This window comes from Brevibacterium aurantiacum, assembly GCF_007558825.1.
GTDB lineage: Bacteria > Actinomycetota > Actinomycetes > Actinomycetales > Brevibacteriaceae > Brevibacterium > Brevibacterium aurantiacum_A.
The window spans coordinates 520,712-542,353 of record NZ_VLTK01000002.1 but is presented as its reverse complement, the minus strand read 5'-3'; the positions used below and the strand labels follow the sequence as shown (position 1 = coordinate 542,353).

20 protein-coding genes are annotated in these 21,642 nt (G+C 58.9%); 6 read left to right on the top strand and 14 right to left on the bottom strand.

Annotated features, from left to right (window positions below; all coding sequences use genetic code 11):
- From FO013_RS04930 to FO013_RS04920, 3 genes are all read left to right on the top strand, one after another.
- Window positions 1-356: hypothetical protein (locus tag FO013_RS04930; protein WP_222103578.1), on the top strand; the 356-nt coding region annotated here is incomplete at its 5' end.
- Between the two features lie 331 nt (window positions 357-687).
- Window positions 688-1,185 carry a recombinase family protein gene (locus FO013_RS04925; RefSeq protein WP_395949368.1) on the top strand — a complete coding sequence of 166 codons (498 nt, stop codon included), beginning with the start codon at window positions 688-690 and terminating at the stop codon, window positions 1,183-1,185.
- A gap of 214 nt (window positions 1,186-1,399) precedes the next feature.
- Window positions 1,400-1,825 carry a hypothetical protein gene (locus FO013_RS04920; RefSeq protein ID WP_143921423.1) on the top strand — a complete coding sequence of 142 codons (426 nt, stop codon included), beginning with the start codon at window positions 1,400-1,402 and terminating at the stop codon, window positions 1,823-1,825.
- Between the two features lie 28 nt (window positions 1,826-1,853).
- Here FO013_RS04920 and FO013_RS04915 read toward each other — a convergent pair whose 3' ends face one another.
- The 4 genes from FO013_RS04915 to FO013_RS04900 all read right to left on the bottom strand — a co-directional run bounded on the left by FO013_RS04915 (window position 1,854) and on the right by FO013_RS04900 (window position 7,162).
- On the bottom strand, window positions 1,854-2,120 hold the full coding sequence (locus tag FO013_RS04915) for a hypothetical protein (protein WP_143921422.1): 267 nt from the start codon (window positions 2,118-2,120) through the stop codon (window positions 1,854-1,856).
- Between the two features lie 49 nt (window positions 2,121-2,169).
- Window positions 2,170-2,508 (bottom strand): hypothetical protein, encoded by a 339-nt coding sequence (locus FO013_RS04910; RefSeq protein WP_143921421.1) that lies wholly within the window; start codon window positions 2,506-2,508, stop codon window positions 2,170-2,172.
- Window positions 2,509-2,580: 72 nt separating this feature from the next.
- Window positions 2,581-6,354 carry a MobF family relaxase gene (gene mobF, locus FO013_RS04905; RefSeq protein ID WP_143921420.1) on the bottom strand — a complete coding sequence of 1,258 codons (3,774 nt, stop codon included), beginning with the start codon at window positions 6,352-6,354 and terminating at the stop codon, window positions 2,581-2,583.
- Window positions 6,355-6,430: 76 nt separating this feature from the next.
- Entirely contained in the window at window positions 6,431-7,162 is a 732-nt protein-coding gene (locus tag FO013_RS04900) for a hypothetical protein (RefSeq protein WP_143921419.1), read from the bottom strand.
- A 606-nt stretch (window positions 7,163-7,768) separates the two neighbouring features.
- Here FO013_RS04900 and FO013_RS04895 point away from each other — a divergent pair.
- From FO013_RS04895 to FO013_RS04885, 3 genes are all read left to right on the top strand, one after another.
- On the top strand, window positions 7,769-8,272 hold the full coding sequence (locus tag FO013_RS04895; RefSeq protein WP_143921418.1) for a hypothetical protein: 504 nt from the start codon (window positions 7,769-7,771) through the stop codon (window positions 8,270-8,272).
- Window positions 8,273-8,414: 142 nt separating this feature from the next.
- On the top strand, window positions 8,415-9,824 hold the full coding sequence (locus FO013_RS04890) for a hypothetical protein (protein ID WP_143921417.1): 1,410 nt from the start codon (window positions 8,415-8,417) through the stop codon (window positions 9,822-9,824).
- 81 nt (window positions 9,825-9,905) lie between these two features.
- Window positions 9,906-10,766 carry a DNA adenine methylase gene (locus tag FO013_RS04885; protein ID WP_143921416.1) on the top strand — a complete coding sequence of 287 codons (861 nt, stop codon included), beginning with the start codon at window positions 9,906-9,908 and terminating at the stop codon, window positions 10,764-10,766.
- 352 nt (window positions 10,767-11,118) lie between these two features.
- Here FO013_RS04885 and FO013_RS04880 read toward each other — a convergent pair whose 3' ends face one another.
- The 10 genes from FO013_RS04880 to FO013_RS04835 all read right to left on the bottom strand — a co-directional run bounded on the left by FO013_RS04880 (window position 11,119) and on the right by FO013_RS04835 (window position 21,607).
- A complete protein-coding gene (locus FO013_RS04880) occupies window positions 11,119-12,129 on the bottom strand; it encodes a nucleotidyl transferase AbiEii/AbiGii toxin family protein (protein WP_143921415.1) in 1,011 nt (336 codons plus the stop codon).
- Complete coding sequence (locus FO013_RS04875; protein WP_186292985.1) at window positions 12,126-12,779, bottom strand: type IV toxin-antitoxin system AbiEi family antitoxin domain-containing protein; 654 nt, start codon at window positions 12,777-12,779, stop codon at window positions 12,126-12,128. Before FO013_RS04875 ends, FO013_RS04880 begins: the two co-directional genes overlap by 4 nt.
- Window positions 12,780-12,861: 82 nt before the next feature.
- Window positions 12,862-13,716, bottom strand: coding sequence for a hypothetical protein (locus FO013_RS04870; RefSeq protein ID WP_143921413.1), 855 nt, complete (start codon window positions 13,714-13,716; stop codon window positions 12,862-12,864).
- An 82-nt stretch (window positions 13,717-13,798) separates the two neighbouring features.
- Entirely contained in the window at window positions 13,799-14,944 is a 1,146-nt protein-coding gene (locus tag FO013_RS04865; RefSeq protein WP_143921412.1) for a hypothetical protein, read from the bottom strand.
- A 2-nt stretch (window positions 14,945-14,946) separates the two neighbouring features.
- Window positions 14,947-16,059, bottom strand: a complete 1,113-nt coding sequence (locus FO013_RS04860; RefSeq protein ID WP_143921411.1) for a lytic transglycosylase domain-containing protein — start codon at window positions 16,057-16,059, stop codon at window positions 14,947-14,949.
- 41 nt (window positions 16,060-16,100) lie between these two features.
- A complete protein-coding gene (locus FO013_RS04855) occupies window positions 16,101-17,768 on the bottom strand; it encodes a hypothetical protein (protein WP_143921410.1) in 1,668 nt (555 codons plus the stop codon).
- A complete protein-coding gene (locus tag FO013_RS04850; protein ID WP_143921409.1) occupies window positions 17,769-19,592 on the bottom strand; it encodes a hypothetical protein in 1,824 nt (607 codons plus the stop codon).
- A gap of 154 nt (window positions 19,593-19,746) precedes the next feature.
- Window positions 19,747-20,046, bottom strand: a complete 300-nt coding sequence (locus tag FO013_RS04845; RefSeq protein ID WP_186292984.1) for a thioredoxin domain-containing protein — start codon at window positions 20,044-20,046, stop codon at window positions 19,747-19,749.
- A 22-nt stretch (window positions 20,047-20,068) separates the two neighbouring features.
- Complete coding sequence (locus FO013_RS04840) at window positions 20,069-20,650, bottom strand: hypothetical protein (RefSeq protein WP_143921408.1); 582 nt, start codon at window positions 20,648-20,650, stop codon at window positions 20,069-20,071.
- 75 nt (window positions 20,651-20,725) lie between these two features.
- Complete coding sequence (locus tag FO013_RS04835; protein ID WP_143921407.1) at window positions 20,726-21,607, bottom strand: tyrosine-type recombinase/integrase; 882 nt, start codon at window positions 21,605-21,607, stop codon at window positions 20,726-20,728.
- Window positions 21,608-21,642: the final 35 nt, after the last annotated feature.

Below are 21,642 nucleotides of genomic sequence, written 5' to 3'. Positions count from 1 at the left end.
GCATGGAAATCATCGAAAACGACCCGACGACAGGCGCACCTATCCGCTTGAACGGAGTTTTTGAACGCGACGAGTCGGGCCAGGCCGACTACCTCACCGATTTGTTAGAAGTCTTCGACAGCGAGGGCGTGGATAGCGCGTTTGTATTCCTTTTTGCACTCGACAACCTGCCACACCGACCCGAGAGTGATCCCCGCGAGGATCTGGACCTGGCTAGCCTCAGTATCGTCAAAGTCCTCGAAGGCCACAACGGAACCACCTATCCGCAGATGCCCTGGGAACCAAAAGCTGCCTTCACCGCGATCGCCGAATTCTATGCGCGGTGCTGCTCAAGCCAGCATGAGAAGAGCGACTAAGGTCGCGGTCATTAGTCGATCATTTCGCGCCTTGTATCCGTGGGATACGAGACGCCTCACCAATGCACCGATTTTGAGCTTTCGGGCCGAGCCGAGTTCCGCGAATTCTCAGCCTTGTTGGCCAGGTGAGAAATTCTTATAACTATGTCTTGTAACCCGAGTGATGAATCGATGTACTTACCGTTAGTTATGAGACACATTGGAGGCCACCCGTGGCGAAACTGACTGGATACGCTCGCGTATCAACTCGTGACCAATCCACCGACCGGCAGCAAGCTGATCTCCTCACTGCCGGCGTGCGANGCAGCAAGCTGATCTCCTCACTGCCGGCGTGCGACGCGATGACCTCTACATCGACCGCGGAGTCTCGGGAGCGCGAGCTTCACGACCTGAATTCGATCGGGCACTCGCTGCACTCATCGATGGTGACACTCTCGTCATCACCACGCTCGACCGTTTAGGGCGCTCGACGCAGAACATGCTTGCTTTCGCCGAGGAACTCCGAGCTCGTGGCGCCGGCTTGCGGGTACTTAACCTCGGCGGCGGCGACGTCGACACTGCAACACCGATGGGGTCTATGCTGTTTACGATCATGGCCGCCTTGGCGCAAATGGAATACGAAATAAAAAGGGAGAGAGTCACCGACTCCATCAAGAAACGCCGTGACGCTGGCCTCGACCTCGGTGGCCGACCGCGCCGGGTTACCGACAGCGAGATCCGTCATGCGATTCGGTTGGTCGACAGCGGTGAATCAGCCGCGCAGGTGGCGCGGGACCTCGGGATGTCCAGGGCAACTTTCTACCGACGGGCACGCTCGCTCGTCGAATAGCAGGAAGATCCCTTGTTCCCAAGGGCCACCATCGAACGGTCACAGAACACCGCCATTTATCGTTGAAGCTCACAACAGTGCAGACCCAGTGTGACGGTAAAGCACACCGGTGGAGATGGGACGTCGCGGAAACGTTCGTTTCTGAGTCGCCAGCTGATAGCGTCGTCCCAAGCCCACTGGTTGTCATGACGATCGTTGAAGGAGAAGAGCGGGTATGAGTGAGTCGGGCAAGATTGTCTACTTCTGCCAATCGGTTGAGGGAAGCGAAGACCGAGACGAAATTGCGAACCGCTATGACAGCGCGCTCTGGGACGATGCTGGGGTGACTGTGAAGTGCGCCGACGGCACAGTCCACCGCTACGCATCTCGATGGACAAAGGTGATCACGGGCGGTGAAATGTCCGGTACACACAAGTACGCCATCGCTCAGGGTGCGCTCGAAGTGATCTCGACGCGCTCAACGCGCTACGAGATCGGGGCTACCACTGAGTTTAATGAAGAGACAGGTGAGTCCGGCGACCTCGCACAGTGCCGGGACGAAATCGTCGTCTGTGTCTATTCGCCTCGGTCCTGGGACAGAGTTTGGGGAACGATGCGACCGTTCATTGAAGAGGACACGCAGAGACTGCGGTTCCGGTAATAGCCGTGGTCACAGTTCCCGGCACTGCCTACCCTCTTGAGGAGATGTAGTCGTCCAGATGTTCGAGGAGCACGTTTTTGCCCCACTCGATAACACGCAACTTGATGTCTTGCGGGGAGAGGGGATGACCGCCCTGATCGACCGGAACACAATGTAGAGAACCGGACCGGTTATTGAGTGTGATGTCGAGAACGATCTGTTCGTCGGCAAGAGTGTCCACCTCAACGAAAGCGATGTTGCGCGGATTGAGCAGCATGTGATTGCCGGAGGGCTGAGTCAGGTTGAGGAATCGCATTAGAGTGACCTTTCGGTTCGACGGATGGAAGTTGTCAGTTCTCGTGCCGTCACTGGTCGACGACCTCGATAGTCGTGACGTAAGAGACAGGGTTCCTGGAGTCATTACGTCTAATGATTTTGCCGATGAGTTCGGAGTCTTCTTCTGAAGTGACCTCTATGCTGACGCGATCACTGCCATCTTCTCGGTCCTTGAGTACGCCGTCGACGATGCCGACAGCACGAACTCGGTTGGTTGCGTCGATGACGAAGAGTCGGTCGGCATTCAAGGCACGGTCGGCGCGGGTCTTCCACCAGCGTCGGCCGCGGTTGAGCCACTGATCAAATGACATGGGGAATCCAAAGTCGGTGGCGTTGACACGGATGACGATATGTTCCTTTTTGCTCATGCCGATGAGCGTACCACAGACTTATGTACTAGTTAACTAGATAACAGGTATGAGAGTTATGCGGTGGGAGGATTAACGTTCCCAATCGGTTGTGGTTCGAGACGGAGTTTGAGGGGCCGGTGGTTGCTGGCGTGTCTTTGGAACAACGGTCGCCAGTGATGAGGTGTCATCGAGAGCTTGGTAGTCGAGGTCGGCAGAGAGCGAGTCCCAGTCGACGGGTTCGACATCCTGCGCCACTGATGGCTCTTCTTCAGAGGGCAGGGTTACGGGTTCGACGCCGGTCATGACGGCTTGCATTCTGCTCCAGTAGGGGCGGAGATAGTCATCCTTCGGCGGTTCGGCTCCCACTGCTGTGTCGGAGTCGGTCTGGTCGGATACTCCGCGCCATACGATCACCGCGTCGATAACGTCGTCGTGGCGTGGATGATGGGCATACTGCTCGCGAAGGGTCGAAAACCACTCGGGGGGATCCTTCGCTAGCACTGCTCGTCGTGCGGCGACTTGGTCTTGGAGGTCGTGCATCGACTGCGCCCACACGTGGCCCTGTTCGTCGGTGGCCGTCGTGGTGTCGGCGATCATGTCACCGGACCCGGTGACCGGAGGGTCGGCGGGCTTGTGACAGCGGTCGATGATCGTTTCGGCTGTGTCGGTTGGTAGTAGCTCACCACGCATGTTCTGCGCCGGGTCGACGCTGATGAGGCGTTGCCAGTCGCTATCGGTGCGGATTTGCTCGGCAAGGGTCGGAACGGCTTGCGCTTCGAGCCAGTCTTGAGTGCGGGTGACTTTCGCCGCCCAACTGAGGTACGTGAGTTCGTGGCAGAGTCGCCCGACATCGTTGGCCCAGCCAAGCTCATCGTCGTGGACCTCGTGTGCGGACTTCTCCGCCGTGGATCGTGAGACGACGGACTTGATATAGTAGGCAGGATCGTCGATGACTTGCCCGTCCTTGTCTAGTGCGGCGGCAGTTATCTGCACGTTCCAGTCCTCGGGTGTGGGGTTCTCGGGGTCGTCGATGTCGACGTAGGCGTGATTGCCGCGTTTGCCGCGTGTCATCGCGACGTAGAACAGTTCACGAGAGAGTTTCGGGGTGACGACAGCGTGACCGGTATCGACAGTGACTCCCTGTGACCGGTGTGCGGTGGTGGCATAGCCAAGTTCGACAGACGAGGCGAGATAGTCGGCATCGAGGACGATAGTCGGAGGGGTGCCGTCTTCCCCTGTCTGCACGTTGGCCTCGACGCTGCCATCGGGCCGGATCGCTGTGATGGTCAGTCGGGTGCCGTTGGCGACGAATGCGCCGTTGGAGTCGCGGATGCTGCGGTCGTTGCGCCTGGCCAGGAGTACGTCACCGATGCCAGCCTGTACATCGGAGCGCAGAGCGACCTGGTGTGTGATGTCTACGTCGCCTGACTCAACCAGGTCGGTGTGGGCACGTTGATTGAGTTCGGAGACGGTCTCGTTGTCGGAGGCGATGAGGATCGACGACAATCCTTCGTCGCGGTCGGCTTTCCACGCGGAGTAGGCCGTGTCGGCGGCTTCGTGGTCAGGGTCGCCGTGGATGCGGTCGTGCTCGTCGTAAGTGTCGACGACCGCGGCGATACCGTCTTTGTCGGTGACTGATCTCAGTTTGAGGGAGGCGGCGCGTTCCCATTCGTTTTTGAATCGCCAGACGGTATCGAGGGTGGTGTGGTCGAGGTTGCGTTCGACGTGGCCGAGGAAGCCTCCGGCGTCGACGGCCTCCAGTTGTGCGGGGTCGCCGACGATGAGGAGTTTGGCTCCTGCGGCTTCGGCTTGGCGGGAGAGCTCAGCGAGGTTGGATGTTGAGACCATGGATGCTTCGTCGACGATGATGAGCTGGTTGGGGTGGAATTGGTATTGAGCTTGGGTGGCGTAGTCGGCGGCGAGGTTGGCTTGCAGGCCCTCGCGTTGCTGGACGAGTCTGGCCCGGTCACGATGTGGCGTGCTCTCGATAGTCGTGTTGAGCGTGGCCAGCCGTGCTTCGAGGTTGGCCACACGTTCAGCACGCCGTGCTGCGCCCTCCCCGACTGATTCGAAGAGCCATTTGGCCACGTTGTCGGTGTCCACGTGGATCTCATCACCGAGGACACCTGCGGCCACCGCGGACGGAGCGAGACCAATGACGGATTGCTCACCATAAACCGAATGCCAGGTATCGGTGATCGCGCCCATAGTGGTGGACTTGCCTGTGCCTGCGGGGCCGATGATCGCGGAAATTCCAGCGTCGGAGGACAGTACGTGTTTCGAGGCACGCATCTGATCGTCGCTGAGCGGGTGTCCGTCATCGGTGCGCCAGTGTTCGAGGACGTCGACGTGCTCTGGGTGTCCGGCCAGGGTCGGCGCCCCGGTCGCGGTCACGCGCGAGATGAGGTGGTCTTCGTCGGCCATGACTTGCTCGGTCGTGTAGACCCCGGAGTGATGTTGGTGGTCAAAGACTGACCGGTCACGGAGGTTGACCGTGGTGTCCGGTCCTTCGGGTGCTCGTGACCGGTCAGGGGTCAGAGAGACGGCCTTGTCGAGGGTGAGTTCGACGATGTTGTCCACGAACGCGTGACGGTCATCGACGGTCGGACACCGGACAAGGCGGAGGACTCGTTCAGCCGAGGCACGCACGTTGGCGCGGGAGAACGTCGTGCGTCGCTGTGATGCGTCGGTCAGTGTCCACCGGCTGATCTGTTCGATGATGTCGCCGGTGAGCATGTCCGCGGTCACTGTCCGGACATGGTGACCGACCGCGTTCTTCACGAGTGTGTCCGGGTCGAGACCGGCCATATGAGTGCGTTGCCGCCACCAGTGCATCTTCTCTGGCAGGGTGGTGCGCTCGATGGTGTTTTTCTCGGGCCGGTTTTCGAGGGTGGCCTGCTGTCGTATGAGCAGCACCTCGCGTGGGGTTGGTCGCGTGCCATAGGTGTCGGTGTATTCGGCGATGAGTTCATCGGTGCGGGTCTCGATGCTGATTGACCGGCTGGAGAATTCCTCGATGAGCTCGTCGGGGATTCCGGCCAGTTCGACTCGATGTGCGGGTTCGTATTCCGATGCGGTGTCTGTGCCGGATTCGATGAGCTGTTGGACGTCGAGGTCAACGTTGGTGCGCGATTCGGCGACGGTGCCGACGTCAGCTGCGAGTCGGTCGAAGATCAGTGAGTTGTACATTTCCGAGATGGCTACGACGTGCCGGTGAAGTGTGTAGGAGTCGATGGTGACCCAGTGCCCGTCGGAGGCACGCTGTACCCGGTTGGCGATGACCAGGTGGGTGTGCAGCTGCGGGTCACCGGCACGGGAGTCCCAGTGGTCGAAGGCGGAGGCGATGACGCCGTTGACGGCGACGTGGGCGACTCCCCCGTGACCGGCACGAGATTGGATGACGTTGGCCTCGACCCACGCGAGTGTTTCTTCGAGGGCTTGCCGGTGCGCGGCCTGGATGCGGCCCTGCAGCTCGGGGCCGGCCAGCGCCCAGAGAGCGGACACAGACTTCGGTGGGGAGAAGGTCAGGTCGAAGCCGGCCACGCCCTCACGTTCAGTCTTGGCCGGTCGACCGGCAGGTGTGACCGCACCGTTGGGTGTGGCCTGTGTCTTCATCAGTGGCCGACCGAGTGGACGACCGGACACGGGGTCTTCCTGGTCCTGGTAGAGCGACCGGGCATGAGCTTCGGTCACTTGCTGGCCGACAGACAGACCGGTCAGACCGTCGAGGCCGCTGCCGAGCCATGTGCCCGGAGGTGCTTTGGCCTCGGTGTAGTAGGCGGTCATGTCACGGGTCTGACCGTCGCCGGTCGCGGCATGGTCGAGGTAGTAGTTGATGGACATCTTCGAGATGGAAACGGTCACGTCCGGTCTCCTCCGGTCACGGTCAGATGGTCGGTCATGGACTGGTGTGACCGGTCAACGGTCACAGCGTCGGCGGTCATTGTCCGGCCCGTCGGCGACGGTCACGTCCGGTCTGCCAAGTCGCCCACATGCGGACAATCTCTCGGTCACCGGCGGACAGGGTGGTCGTCTTGGCCGACTTCGCGAGACGACCGGCCAACGTGTCCCACGCCTCGATGACCGGACGGAAACGATGCCGGTCACGGGCAAAGTCCTTGAGGCGGTCGGCAGCTTTGTTGTAGTCGGACACGAGGACGGCGTACCGGTCACGCAGTTCTGCGTACTGTCCGGTCAGTACTTGGTGGCGGTCGGTGACCGTGGCCAGTCGTTTCTGCAGATCCACGATCTGCTGGGCTGCGACTTCGAGGTCTGTCCGGTCGCTTTGTTTTGAAGCGGCAGCTTCGAGGTCAGCGGTCACTGAAGCCAGCCGGTCACGTGTGGCCACGAGTGTGTGCACACGGTCGATGATCGCCCGTTGGGCGTGGCGTTCGCGTTTGCGGTGTTTGACCGCTTGGCGGCGCATCTTCGTGCGTGTGGCCTCGATGCGTTCGCGCGCGGCCGCGAGCCGTGATTCGAGCCGGTCTTCACGGGCGGTCGCTTCATCGAGAAGACGCTTCAGACGAACGAGCTCGGTCTCGTGCACCGCACGCCGCTCGCGGCGACGGCTGGCACGTCGGCGACAGGTCATGCCGCAATACCGGCGACTCTTCGGGGCCTCGGCAGGCAGCGAAGCCTTGCATTCGATGCATGTGTGGGGTTGATTGCTCATGCTCATGGTTCGCTGGATGCCCCGCGGAGCGTTTGTCACCGTCCCACGGAAATGTGGGACGTATGCACCTTGGTGCCAAAGGTGTGTAGCTTTGGGAGCCTGGGGTGCTCGTGTCTGAGGTAGTGCGGTTGGTCTATGCTGTGCCTGTTGGTTCTGCGGGTTTATGGCGGTTGAGTTGTGGTTTGGGTGCATTGTGCAGGTGGGGGTTACTGGTGAGAATGAAAGCGTCATTGCTGGAGGTCTCTATCAGTTGAGAAGCGAGCTTGCATGAGCTCACTGTCTGAAGTGTCGTAGTCTGATCTCCACACGGTGAACGCTTGTATGCGCGAGAACGTGATGGCCGGTTGGCAGGGAAAGGCAAAGGCAAAGGAGGCTTTGGTGGCCATTTGCGGAGCAATAACAAAAAAGGGAACGCCTTGTAAGAACGACGCTAGTTCGTGCCCGCACCACAGTGGCCGGGCGGCGTCATCTGTATCACCCGCTGCACTGATAGATGCAGTTCTTCCCACAGGTGTAGAAGGCTCACGAACTTCGACCAGACTGGATCGTCGAGCGACGACCGGACTTTCTAACGCGAAACGTTCAACGTCGGTAAAGGGAAGCTCGGTGGGCAACCTCAGACGTCAAAAGCGCGTCAGACGAAATCAGGAAGTCCTAAGTTCGAAAGCTCGCGATGCGATAAGTTCGGTAGTCGTCGCTTTGATCCTCGACCCCGACTCGAAATATCGGCTCGTCGCGGATCAACTACTTGAGCAACTGCCTTTGCATCGCCGATTGACCCGGAACCATTGGCTATGCGCTGTCCTGAATAACACCTGCAAAGCAATCTCGCCTGCAACATACGCCAACTATCTTGGAGCAAACGTTACTTCGTTGCTGGTTGATGCAGGCATGCCGAAGCTACTCGCCGAGACCATTGGCAAATCAACGGCATTCGTCGCAGTCAGAACAATCAACGCATCGTCCTATGATCAGCTCATTGCAGGGCTGCGACTTCTGATCGTACTCGTGTGTCCAAACATGGACGCCTGTCCAGTGCAGAATGAAGTCTGCACGACACTCGTCGCGCCAGGGATTGAAGAGGTACTTAAAAGGCGGTTGGCCAACTGACTCAGACATCGTCGGGAGGACAGCGGCGACAACGCCGACGTGGTCGGCAGCTTTCACGGATCCTACCTCGGTTAACGTGACACATTTACCGGCTCCACGGATAGGATCAGGACTAGTTGATGGATCGAATAAGGATGGGACAATGCCAGAACGAGTGATAGTCGATTGGGATGATCTACCCGATATGGATCTTGATCCAGATAATCCTCGTCACGACCCCGGAATGGCTCGCCGCGACATCATCCGATACTTAGTCGAGAAAGAAAGTGTCTTGGGGCTCGCTCGGGACATCGCAAAGGTGGGGCTCAGTCCGCTCGACATTTTTGGTGCTACCGAGACGCCTAATGGGGGTTATATGATCCTGGAGGGAAACCGCCGGCTATGCGCGCTGATCCTTCTACGCGATCCGAGTCTGGCTCCCAGCAAAGAACGCAAAGCGTTCGAACGATTGAACCGCGACTTTGATGCGGACGCAGTTTCAATCGAACTCACCGTATTCGCGGACAAAGACGAAGCAGACGTTTGGATCGACAGGAAACATGCCGGACCAGGTAACGGGAACGGACCAAAACCGTGGAATCCGGTGCAGCTTGCCCGGCGCTACGGTGACCGCACAGGCAATGCGTTGGCACTGGCACTCCTGGACTACGGGCAAAGTCAAAGGATGCTCACCAAAGCACAGTCAAGAGACATCCTGACAACCATCACGCGGTTCATCTCGAATCCGTTCGTTCGTCAGCACGGCTTAGGAATCGAGACGAGCGCGTCCGATCCGCAGTTCAAGTACAAGGGCTCCCGGTCGCTCTTTGATCTTCGTCTGAAAAAGCTGCTAGACGACATTGTCTCGAGACGCAACGGCGCAACATCCAGAACGTCCAGCGCAGATCGGGTGAAGTATGCGCAAGACCATCTCGTTTCCATCGCTGACACGGCGACCAGTGTGTCGAACAATTCGGAAGCGGACCCGCAGGATCAGCCAGAGCAAGACCAGAGCGAGATCAAGCAGTCGAGCGACGAAGCTGCCGAACATAAGCCGGATGACTCAAGCAGACCAACTGATAGTACCCCTGGTCCTCGTCCCGACAAACGGGGGAAGTTGGTACGTAGTTCGTTCGCGCCCAGTTTCCGAGATGAGAGGCTGAAGCGGATACTCTGCGACCTTCAGTCGCTACGTAAAAACAGTCCGCTAGCAGCCGCGCTTGTCGTCAGAGTCTTCCTGGAGTCGATCTCAGTCAAGTACCTAGAGACTCGTGGAACGCACGTCAGTCTCCAGGAGAAGCTTCATAAGATTGTCCATAATGTTCTAAAACATATCGAGACGGAAAAGAACAGCGGCGCTATCCAACTAACAAGGGCCGAGTCAGGTGCCTTGGGCCTGCTGAAGAGCCAAGTCAGCAATCAAGCGTTTGTGTACAGCGCTTACTATCTGGGGCTCGTTGCGCATGGTTCTGCTTTCCCCGACTGGGCGACGCTGACCAGGAAGTGGGATGAGATTGAGCCGATCATCGGATACATAGCCTCGAGCGCAGAGGCAACTGTCGACCCCGCTTAGCAGTCGCTCCGTGAAGCTGGCCAAAATCGCCAAAACGCTGTAGCGTTCCAAGAAACAGCGCAACACGGACGAGTTGGACCAATGCCCATCACACCCTCACCTCTACGATATCCAGGCGGTAAGACCGCACTCTTCAAACTTGCTGAACCGCTCCTGGAGTGGAACGGACTCCGAAAGACGACGTACGCTGAACCGTTCGCCGGTGGAGGCGGCCTTGCGCTGTCGCTTCTCTTTGAGGGCGTAGTACGGCGCATCGTCCTTAATGACATTGACCCAGGAATATACTCTCTCTGGCACGCCATACTCAACGATACCGACGAGCTTATCCGCCGAATCCGTGATACGCCGATCACGATGGACGAGTGGTACCGGCAGCGTGAAATCTACCGCAGCACGAACGGCGAGATCTCGCTCGATCTGGCGTTTGCAACACTGTTCCTCAACCGCACTAATCGATCTGGTGTAATCAAGGGCGGTGTGATTGGCGGGAAGGCGCAAGCCGGAGACTACAAACTTGACTGCCGATTCTCGAAGAAGAACACCATCGAGAAGATCGAACGAATTACTCGGTACAAGCGACATATATCAATCACACGCGAAGACGGACAGAAGTTCCTGATGGGGATGGCCACCCGCGAAGATCGGATTGTCTATTTCATAGACCCTCCTTACTACGGCAAAGGATCCGGCCTATACACGAACTTCTACCGACCGGAAGATCACGCCGACCTTGCCGCGACAGTGCGGAAACTCGAACAACCCTGGATCCTGACTTACGATCTTGCCCCGCAAATTCAAGAACTCTATCAGGGCTTCCCTCAGTACGCATTTGATCTGAACTACACGGCGGCGATAAAGCGGGTGGGCACTGAACTCATGGTCACCAGCCCCAACATTTCTGTTGCCGGCATTTCACAACTGAGACGGCCTGCTGCAGCCTGACGCCAGAAAGATGTCAACGTCCGAAGAGCAGAAACTCCCGAACCAGTGCCCGCTACACAACACCCGGGCTGTCTGGCCAACGTAACGACCGCACCGACCAGGGTGCCGCGTCTCCCGGCTACACACCCGTTCATTACATACAGACCTTCAGCATTCGTCTCTGCTTGCGGCCCAGCAACACGCAGGACAGCGGACTCGGAGTGCAGTGCCCTTGCCAACGAACCGCAGAACGCAACTACCCGAATAGCGCGGCAGGATTTCGTACAAGAGGCCCGTCACCACACGATCACTGTGGTGACGAGCCTTACTCAACCACTGCACCAACTAGGGTGCCGGAGCCGGCGGGTGTCCGTTACTTCGGGGCCGGGCCGTCTGGTCCAGGACGGTCCGCCGAGAGGACGATCACCGTCGGATCAGCAGGTGATGGGGTCGTGCGGGCCTCAGGGTTCGTATCCCATCCGTGCGCCGGTGTCCATTGGCGAACCTGTGAGTGCGCGGGATCGATGGCCGGCGCTAGAAATGTGCCGACGAGCTTTTCGGCTGCGTGAACGTCTTCGAATCCCTGGCAAGCTGGCACACCCTTTGTCATCTGTGAGTACCGTGCACTCCACCCGTCGGGGACTTTGAATTGTGTGGGGATTGATTCACGTCGAGCCGTGAAGCGTGCTTGTATCGCTGCTCGCATTTTGTCAACATCAACTGATTGTGTGCGTGCGATGACGACGAGATCCACGAGGTCTTTGGTCCGGGTGCTCGGGCGGCCGTTGAACCGAAGCATGGTGGCACTGGCCTTATCGGCGATCTGATCTGCCAGTGGGTAGAGACGGTAGGGGGCTGTCGGCAGTCCCCTTGACGGCATGACTCGGGAGGCTGGATCAATTACTTCTGTCCTGCCGATCAGCCCGTCCTCGACGACCAAGTCAACAGGAATCGTGTGGATGAGCTTCAATGTCTGAACATCACGCATCTCGAATGTGATTCGTCGCCCTGTGACATCGGGTTGCACGTCATGCTCGACGATGGGACGGCTGTCGCGGTGGCGGATCACTGCATGGTCCCCGATATCGTTCGCCGCGGCTTCGATCAGTGCTCGTTCGGCGTCGTCGATCGACATGACTGAGGTGGTGAGATCCACGTCTTTGGTGGCTCTAGTGTCGGGGACTCGGGCGAGCATGCCAGACCCACCTTTGAGTACCCAGCGGTTTCCCTGCGATTGGTCGAACACGCGAGAGAGGAACCGGTCGAAGTAGGCGCCACGAATGAGGGTGTGAAAGTCTCGTCCTTGTTCTTTCGAAATTGTCCTCGCTGCTGCTTTGATCGCCTTGTCGGTGGCCATCCAGGTCGAGTAGCCGGAGCCTGTCATGCGGCGACCCTATCGGCGTTCGGCGCGATACAGTCGAGCAGCGCAGCCCCGTCGCCTCGGGAGAAGCCGTGAATGTGGGCATGTCGCCCAAGAAGAGCCACCAGACGCTCAGGCCTCACAATCCTCCCCAGTCGACGGGCGTCCCTGTAGGCATCCCCAATCAGTGACAGATCTGCACCTTGATCCGGTCCTGCCAGATCCGCCAGGGTGGCTTCAATGGTCAGAACAGGAATCGAGTCAACATAGTCGACATCAATCGGCTCGACGGTCCGTCTCCGCAGTCGCACGTCATCGATCCGTGTGAACCGACGGGCAGTAACGATGAAGTCAAAGCCGCGAGCCCAGAAGTCACCGATCTCATGGAGTTCAGCGGCACTCTCTCCTGCCACGATGACCGGTGGTACACCGTCGCTTCCGTGACGGTCGCCCTGGCTGACTGCGAGCCATCGCCAGAACGTCGGATCGGAGAGCTGCCCAGGGGCTGCTTCGAATCGGTAGATTCCATGTTCGACTCGCTCCAGGACTCCGGCATCGGCCATTGACTTCAGTTGCGTGTTCGACACCCCTACGTCGTGGGCTTGTCGAGAGGTCACGAACCCGTTGTAGTCGTAGGCCACGGGGCTGAGCGCGGCAACCACTTGATAACTCATGACATCAATAATACCAGCCAAAAGCATTAATGATGTCTCTGGCTGGTGAAATTGTTTGGCGATGGAGATTGAGGTGGTGCGTTCAGGTCAGGCTGGGGCCAGTGCCGTGTGCTTGCGGGTGGGGCGGTTGTGCGGATAGGGCACTGAGGTGTGCGTCGGAGGGGAATGGGTTGCCTGGTCCCTCGGGGTCGGTCGGGGCGATATCGAATGGTGTTTTGGGACCGTAGTCTCCGTGAGGACGCTCGGGGGTGAATTGTTCGACCTCGCTGGTGCCGCCCATGGCATCGAACTCTGTGCTCAGTCCTGCTGAGTCCTTTTCGAGAGACTGAACATCGGCAGGGTTGAGGATGCGGATCGAGTGGGTGAGTGGTTGTTGGTCGGCAGCATCGTTGTTGAAGTCCTGCTCCACTTCGGCAGCGTAGCCACTTTCGACAGCGATGATGGCCAACTTGCGGTGAGCGTCCCAGTCGCCAGCGTCTAGACGCTTTCCAGCTTCCTCCAGTGTTGCTCGGCTATACGTCCGCTCAGGGGTCGGAGGGTTTGCGGTTTCATGGCGTGATTCGATGGATGCCTTCTTTGCTTCCTCGCCCATTTGCTTAGCCTTTCCGATGATCTGTTCGTCTCGCATTCGAGCGGCTTGGCCTGCTTCGGTGTTCCGGTAGGAGGTGGTACCTGCGCCGTCTTCGGCGAGAGCAACGACGAACTGGGTTTCGTCGCCGTCGAAGAGACGGTGGTCGAAGTCCTGGTTATTGAGCAGTTTAGTCGCGATGCGGTCGTGGATTGCTCTGTAGTCTTCGAGCGACATGTCGCTGTCAGCGATGTGGTCCATCATCCGAGGATCGTTGCGTACTTGGACATCGAAGTCGCGGATCCCGTCGAGGACGAGGATGCGCAAAGCGTGGTTCTCGGCTCCGGCGAATGTGGTGAACTCACTCATTGTTCTTCTCCTGGTTGCGGAAACTCGTGCACGGGTTTCGTTTCGCAGGCAGTCGTGTGTTGATCACTACACATTCGGACGATCAATCGTTGGACAGGCACTGGTCGGTGTCGGAGGCGACGAAGTTGCTGGGGTCTTCGAATTCGTAGCCGGTGACTACGGGTCGGCCGTCGTCGTCTCCCATGGTGATGGAGTATTTGCGTGGTCCCTCGATGACGGGTTCGTGTGTCTCGGAGACCCACGCCCAGCAGACTTCGACTTCGAAGGAGTTGGATCCGGTGCCTTCGTAAGTATCGATGGGCCATGAGTACGATTCGGCGTCGTTGTCGGCGGCTTCGAACCATTTGGGGGTGTAGGTCGGGCGTTCTGGTTCGGTGATGGAGTCAGCGAGTGACTTCGACATCAGCTGGTGCGTGCGGTTGAAGCCTGAGTGTGGGGTGTCTTTGCTTGCGTGCCAGGTGGTCGTTGCTGTGGCGAATTGCAGCGCGGCGGCGTCAGGTTCGAGTTTGTCGCTCTTGACGGTATTCGGGTCGGTGATGTCGTCACGAGATAGGGCTTCGACTTCGTCACGAGTCGGCAGAGGCGGAACGACGGTCTTCTTGGGTCCGTTGTCCATCTGTTCGACGATTTCGTAGTCCTGTGGATCTTCGTTGATCGACTCGAGCCAGCGGGTGAAGTCGGCACGGCCCTGATCGGCCGTGTCGGGGTAGAGGAAGAGATGGATGCCGAAATCGTGGTCGCCGTCTTCGGACTCTCCCTGGTAGGCGCGGTACGTCATGGTCTCGCGTGGCAGCTCGTCGAGGATTGGCCAGTCAGCATGGAGTTTCTCTGATTCGCGGAGGTACTTCTCGGTCGCGTCCTCCTGTTGGTCAAGGTCTCCTTCTTCTCGGAGCGTCTTCTCGGCTTCATCGGTTTGAGGTACTAGGCCGATGAATGAGCTGACCTGCTTTCCATTGATCGGTTCGACGATGGTGTCATCAGCGAATCCATCGGCGGATGCGGTGATGCTCAGAGAGTCTTCCTTGGTTTCGACGGGGAAGGTCTTGCCTGATTTGCGTGTGCCGAACGACTCACCGTTGATGGTGATCTCCACGGTGTGTGGCTGTGAGGTGATGGTGACGAGAACCTTGGTGGGTTTGGAAACGATGTACCAGATCGCTCCTGTGACGACGAGGGCGACGACGGCGAAGATGGTGATGATGATGGTGAGTGAGCGCTTGTAGTTCATGATTATCCTTTGACCAGGCGGGCGGCGGTATAGGATCCGAAGCCGTAGGTGTCCTGCCCGCTGGGAGGTCGAGTGTAGAGGCTGGCTGCAAGTGAGGTGTTGGCTGGTCCGCTGCGTCGTTTGCCGCTGTAGATGTAGATGTGGCCAGGGGTGATCATAATGTCACCGGCCTTGAGGTCGCCCTCGGACTTGGGCTTGAACGTCTTGTACTTGTCCGACTGTTTCAGGTAGGGAAGCTGGACGTCGGTGGTGCCGCGCAGAGGGAACTTCTTATCTGCCCCAGACATACGCATGACGGTGGCGACGTAGACTCCGCAGTCCGTGAAGAAGGCTGTGGTGACTGATTTGTTGTATTTCTGTGAGGCTTTAACGTATTCCGGTTTGGCTGCGTCTTCACCGTGGCGAGCGGCCGTGCTGCGGGGCAGCTTGACTCGCTTATCCCAAGCGAGGTGTTTCGCGGTCTTGAGGATGTCTCCGTCACCTCCGGTTCCGCCGTCGCCGGGATCTTCACAGTCGGTGGTGTAGTCGCCCTTGGCCGCCTTGGTGATGTTCTCGACGTAGTTACGGGTTTCCTCGATCATGTTGATCTTGTTCATGTCATAACCGAGTTCTTTGACCTTGCCGGGGCCAGCGTTGTACGCAGCCAGGGTGAGCTCCACCAGGTTTTTGTCGCCCTTAGCGTGGTCTTTGACGACAGCCCTCAGGTGCTTCATATACCGGCCCTGAGCGGCGATGGCGTCCTTGGGGTTGAACGGATCGCCACCATTGCCGAATTCTTTCCACGTAGCGGGCATGAACTGGGCAAGTCCTTTTGCTCCGACCGGGCTGACGGCTTTCGGGTCCCAGTTCGATTCGGCTTTGAGTTGGGCGGCGATGATGCCGACGGAGAGGCCCGATTCCTTGGCGGCGGCATCTACGTAGTCTTGGTACTCGTCGGGGACGACGACAGCCGAGGAATTGCCGCCGCCCGGTGTACAAGTCGGTTCCTCGGCTGCTGAAGCGTCCTCGCTCGGGGCTGTGAGAAGTCCGAGCACGAGGACGATGAGCAGGATGATCGCCGTAGTGAAGACCACAGCGGCCCCAAGGAGTGTGGGGATCAGCTTACGAACGATCATGCGGGTGAAACCTCCATTTCAGTGGCAGGTGAGGCTACGGACTACTTCTTGGTCCGACGGCTAAAGGCGATCACGCCGAGGCCGGCTGCGGTGAGAACGACTAATCCGCCGATAACGAGACCGATGACTAGTCCATTGGGTGAGCTGGTCGCTGACGAGTCAGGCTGTGAGCCGGAGTCTGTGATGACGGTTCGGTCATCGTCTGATGACTTGGTTGGGGCAGGTTCGCTGCTGTCTGATTCGGACGGTTCGTCGTTGGGTTTGTCTTCGTTGGTCAGTCCGAGGTCATCACCTGGTTGCTGTGGCGTTTCGGTGTCATCGCCGGGACCGGTTGGCAACTCGGGTACGTCGACTGGGTCATTCGGTGCAGGCTTATCGAGGTTGGAATCGTCGGCATTTCCGTCGGCATTGCCTTTGGAGTCAGCGGAGTCTTTGCCTCCATCCGCTTTGTTCTTCCCCTCGTCACCATCGCTGGCATCGTCGTCTGCGTGGCCGCTGTCGGCATTGTCGTTCGGCCCGTCTGCACCTGTGCCTGCGTCGGCTCCGGTGCTGCCAGCGTCGGTTGCCGCGTTGTTGCTATCGCCGGGGTCGTCAGTTGCTGAGTCAGAGTCAGCCGAGGCATTGCCGGGACCGTCGGCAGATGCGGATGCGTCCTGATCGCTACCGTCGGCACCGGCATTACTGGAGGCATTTGCCTGGGTGCTGTCGTTGTCATCGGCCCCGTTCGAGTCAGCCTGCGCAGAGCCACCATTCGCGGATCCCTCTGACGTTCCATCCTCGCCCGAATTGTCATCGGCATCGTCGGCCTGCGAGGCCCCGTCTCGTCCAGCGTTAGAGTTCGCTGTGGCGGTAGCGGTGGAATCCGATGACCCGTCGTCGTCGGTGGTTGCGTTCGAATCGGCAGGATTGTCGCTGACTCCTCCCCCGGTGATGGTGACTCGGCCAGTGACCCAGTTGCCGTCAATATCGAGGACGGTGTACTTAATCGTCACGGAACCGTCGAATGGCGCATACGGGGTGAAGTTGATCTGGCCATCACCCCGAATGGTGAACGTACCGACATCGAGGACGATGAGTCGAGTGGGATTGCCGGTCGTGGGATCGATCAGAGCTAACGATGACTGATCGTAGTGGTCTTCGGGAATCGCTGGGTTGAGGTCAACTGCATCCGAGTTGTCCTTGGGGTATTTGTGGCCGGTCTCTTCCGGGTGTTCCGGATCGCCGGGTTCGGTCGGTGGTTCCTCGCCCGGATCTGCCGGGTCGTATCCGTCCTGGTCAGGAGGATCTGTGGGGTCTGGTTCTTCCCCGTCGGCATCCGCATCAGCCTCGGCGTCATCATCGGTATTCGCCGTCGTATCATTGTCATCGTTGCCGTCGGTAGCAGCACCAGCGTCGGAGTCGGATCCGTTCGTGCTGTCGGCCTCGGCCTCTGATGCCGCGTCGGCTTGCGTGTCTTCTGCCGGTGCGGTTGGGATAGTGGCATCGACGGGGGAATCAGGAGTCTTCGACGGAGCAGGTGCCGTTGGAACTGTCGGGTCGGCGGTCGGGCGACTATCAGGGGAAGCATCCACCGTGGGCGATACAGGTCGCGTCGTCGCTGGTGGCTGAGTCGTGGCTTCGTCAGCGAGGGCCGGTGCGACTCCTGTGGCGGGGATCGCGAGGCCGAGGATCACGGCTGCTGCCGTGGCGCGATGCTTGGGGGTGTGCATTTACTTTCCTTCCGTTTTGGTGAGAGCTGTGATGGACCCGTCGGGGTTGCGAACAATCGCAGGCCCTTTGTCGGTGTAGCCGAGCAAGCGTGCCTGATCGGGTTCGGGGTAAGTGGATGTTACGTCGAAGTAGGTGCGTTGCCCGTTCGCCTCGGTGACAGCGAGGGGACCGAGCGCGGTCGTGAACGGCGTTCCGTTGCCATCGGCGATGAGGCTTCCGTCCGCGAGGTTGACCGCTTTATCACCGATGATGCCGGTGCCCATGGTGCGACCTACTTGCCAGGAATCAGCGCCAGCGATGTCTGACAACGGGAATGCCGAGGTGATCGCGGCGTCGTCGTCGAGATCGTGAACGGTCACTGTGGGCTGACCCTCAACGGTCCATTCGGCGACCGTGACCCCGTGTCCCGATGAGATGTGCCGTGAGAATGTCGCGGAGTCCGTGGGGGCAGGGAGGTCAAGGGTCTTCGCATCAGCCTTGTCGTCAAGGGGGTCGATGACCACCTGGGGACGGGCCGAATCTGCTTGAATCAGCGTCTTGCCGTCGATGGCAGTCGGAATGAATGATGTATCACGAGTGACAGCGACGGGCTTGTCCTCACCAACGATGAGAGCTGAGACCTTGCCGTTCTTGGACACGACCATGGGGGTTGTTCCGGTGATGCGGACCGTATCGTCTTTGGCGATCTTCCATGCCTGCGTATCGCCTTTGGCGGTGATCGCAGTGAGAGACTTCTCTGTGCGAGCAGCTACTGCCGGGACATCACCGGCCATGAACTCCGATGTGTAGCTGATGGACGAATCAAGGCTAGTCTTGCCGAGTTCCTTACCCGAATCGGTATTGATAAGAACCAGTTCGCGGGGATCAGAGGCAACGTAGGCGACTCCTGCGGCGAATGCGGATGCGGCCTCGGCCTTACCTGCTGGAAGACTCCATGCTTCGTTGTCGTATCCGTCGAGCAGGGGCGTCGAGTTCGGAGTCGCGGGAGCGATGGTCGAAGCCCAGACAGGAGCGGAGACCGGCTCGGCCTCGTCGCCATTGCGGACGAGCAGTGGGATCAACACGATGAGAACTACGACGAGGGCGAGGGCAACGACGACGGGGATCCACTTGCGGTCGAGTTTGAATCCAGACCGGGTGGGAGTCGCCGTGGTCTTGCGTTTGGGTGGCGGTGACTTCTTCTTGTTCTTGGACTGGCGGCGAGCTGCCATTGCCGTAGTGACGGAATTGAGGCGATTGGTCAGTGGCGCGAACTTCCGGGGCCGGATGCGTTGACGTTGAAGTGGCTCGCTAGGAGGTTCTGGCGCGGCCTCGACCGTGGCGTCCTCGAAATGTTGAGGTTCGAGAGTACGGGCTTTCAGGCCGGGCAGGTGACTCGTGAGCTCAATTTCGCTCAATTCCCGGTTGGAAAGCGACTGAGCGGCAGCGACGACTCCCTCGAGTGTGGTGCGGTGGGTTCGGAATGACCCTTCTCCGGGAACGATGACGCTGTAGTCGACGTATTTGAACCGGTAGGTGGCACGGGAGGTCTCAGCCTCGTCGTCGTCGAGTTCACGGAACTCGGTTGGGGTGATGACCCACTTGCGAGCATCGAAGCAGTCGGAGTCGTTGGTGTGTACTCGCGCGAGTTCAACGACGGGTGGGTTGGGATGGTAGCGGCGGCGGATGAGACGGATCGCATCGTCGAAGCTCTTGGCCTCAACTTCGGTGTTGGATCTGTCGATGATGGTCACGGCCGCTGTGATCATGAAGGAGCGTACGTGCTCGGTCGAGAGGATGTCGTCTCGCTGTGCCAGCGTGCTCTCCGCCTTATCGTTGCGCATGAATCTCGGCCTCCGCCGTGAGGGGGTTCAATGGTCGTCTTTGGGGATTCTCAGCCTCGGTGGGCAAATGTTTGTCAAGAATCGGTCACGAACGTGACTGTGGCCGTCTTCGCGGGTGGAAGACGGCCACGCACCTGGTTGTCGAGGGCAGCAATCAATGGAGACTGGGGCCGGTCATCGACATAGCCGGTGACGGCGTGCTGGTTCGCATCTGGGTTGCCGCGGTTTTAATTTTGTCGGGGTTAAATCCGCTCCAGGTTTCCTGCGGTGTCTGCACGATCGGTGCTTGCATGAGGCCCCGGTCTTTGAAGTTTTGGAGCTGAACTGCGTTGTCCGGATGGGTGAGGTCCTTCACTGTGAGAGCAGCTTTGGAGATGCCCTGATTCTCGAAGTACCGGAATGTGCCTGTGCACTGAGTGCAGTCGGGCTTGGTCCAGACGGTGATTCCAGTCATGGTGTCGTCCTCCTTATGAGAATTAGTCGTTGGGGTGTTCTTGATCGGGGTTCCAGTCATGGGGGTTCTCCGTGGCATAGGCATCGGTTCGGGGCCGGGTAGCCTCCTGCTCTGCTCCGTCGCGAATGAGTTCTACGACGTCTTCGCTGGTGGTCTCGTTGGCTTTGCGGACCTTGTAGGAGAAATTGTTGACCCACCATCCAGCCCAGGTCAGCGCCTGAGTGTCTGTGATGATTCCGGCCCAGTCATCGACATAGTTCTCGTCGTCGGCGACCATGGCGAGAACGGTGAACCGGTCACGTCTGGCCGAGTCGATGAGTCCGGAAGAAATCATCTTCTCGGTGCCGGTGAGCTCCGGCAGGCCGTGCTCGTCTTCGAACGCAATGGTGTCGAGCATGAGCTGCTTGAGGAACTGTTCTTTGTCGGCTGCGCTGTTCTTCTGGAAGCATCGAGGGCAGTCCATTCCCTTGCCGTCCCGTGCGCGGCTGATGTAGAAGTCAGACTGTGCAGCGGCGGCCCGCTTCGAGGCAGGAATCTTGGAGAGATCGGTCTTAACTGTGTGTCCACACTTGTACTTCATCGGGTAGTGGGTTGGGATTGCCATGATGTCTTCCTTTGGGTTGATTGCATTACTGGTCACGGTTCGGTACCAGTGGATGTTTGTGCTTGTCGACATTTATTAGTGACCAGCAACGGTGCCGGCGACGATCTCTGCGAGCGTGGACATACGGTCACGCTTGTTGGGTAGCGCGTAGACCATCTTTTGCAGGCGCTGCGCCGAGGCGCGGGCATAGATCTGAGTGGTCTCGACGGATTCGTGTCCGAGTAAATCCCGGAGGGCCAAGAGATCAGGGTTGAGTTCGAGGGTTTCGCATCCGAACTTGTGTCGGAGACTGTGTGCATTAAGTTTGGGGACGTGGCCGAGCAGATGCCGGACACGCCGCCCTAGTGAGCGGCCAAGTATGTGACCTGATGGGTTTCGGTCGGACGGGAAAAGGAAGCCTGGACTGAAATGGACGAGGGCTTCTTTCACGATGGGGTGTAGTGGAAGAACTCGGGTCTTGTTGCCCTTGCCAGTCACACGGAGCTGATTGTGTATTTGATCGAAGTCGCTGGTGTGGATTTGGGCAGTCTCGGATGCTCTGAGTCCTTGGTATTCGCCGAGTAAGAGCATCATGACATCTTGGATTCGGGTGCACCGTCTAAGCGCTGAGGTCACTGCCGATTCTGAGCAGGGATTGGGTATGCCTTTCGGCGCGCTGATGGTCGGAAAGTCGTCGGCGAGGTTGTGCTCGGTGTATCTGTGGCGGCGTGCCCATTTGAAAAAGACTGATGCGGAGGACTTCGCGCTCCGTTTGGTCCAGGGGGACGGCCCGATGGATTTCGACAGCCAGGTGAGAATGTCTTTGAGTTCCAAGGAGAGGATGTGTTTGTGGTGCGCGGTCGACCATTGGGCAAGTCGCCGAACATAGTAGGTTCGTGTTTCGACCGTGCCTGGGGAGAGGTAGGCGGCGAGGGTGGTTTCGAACTGTTCGATCAGATCGGTGTGATCGGGAAGCATGTGACCTCACTTTTTTAGGAAGTGAAGATGGTTCT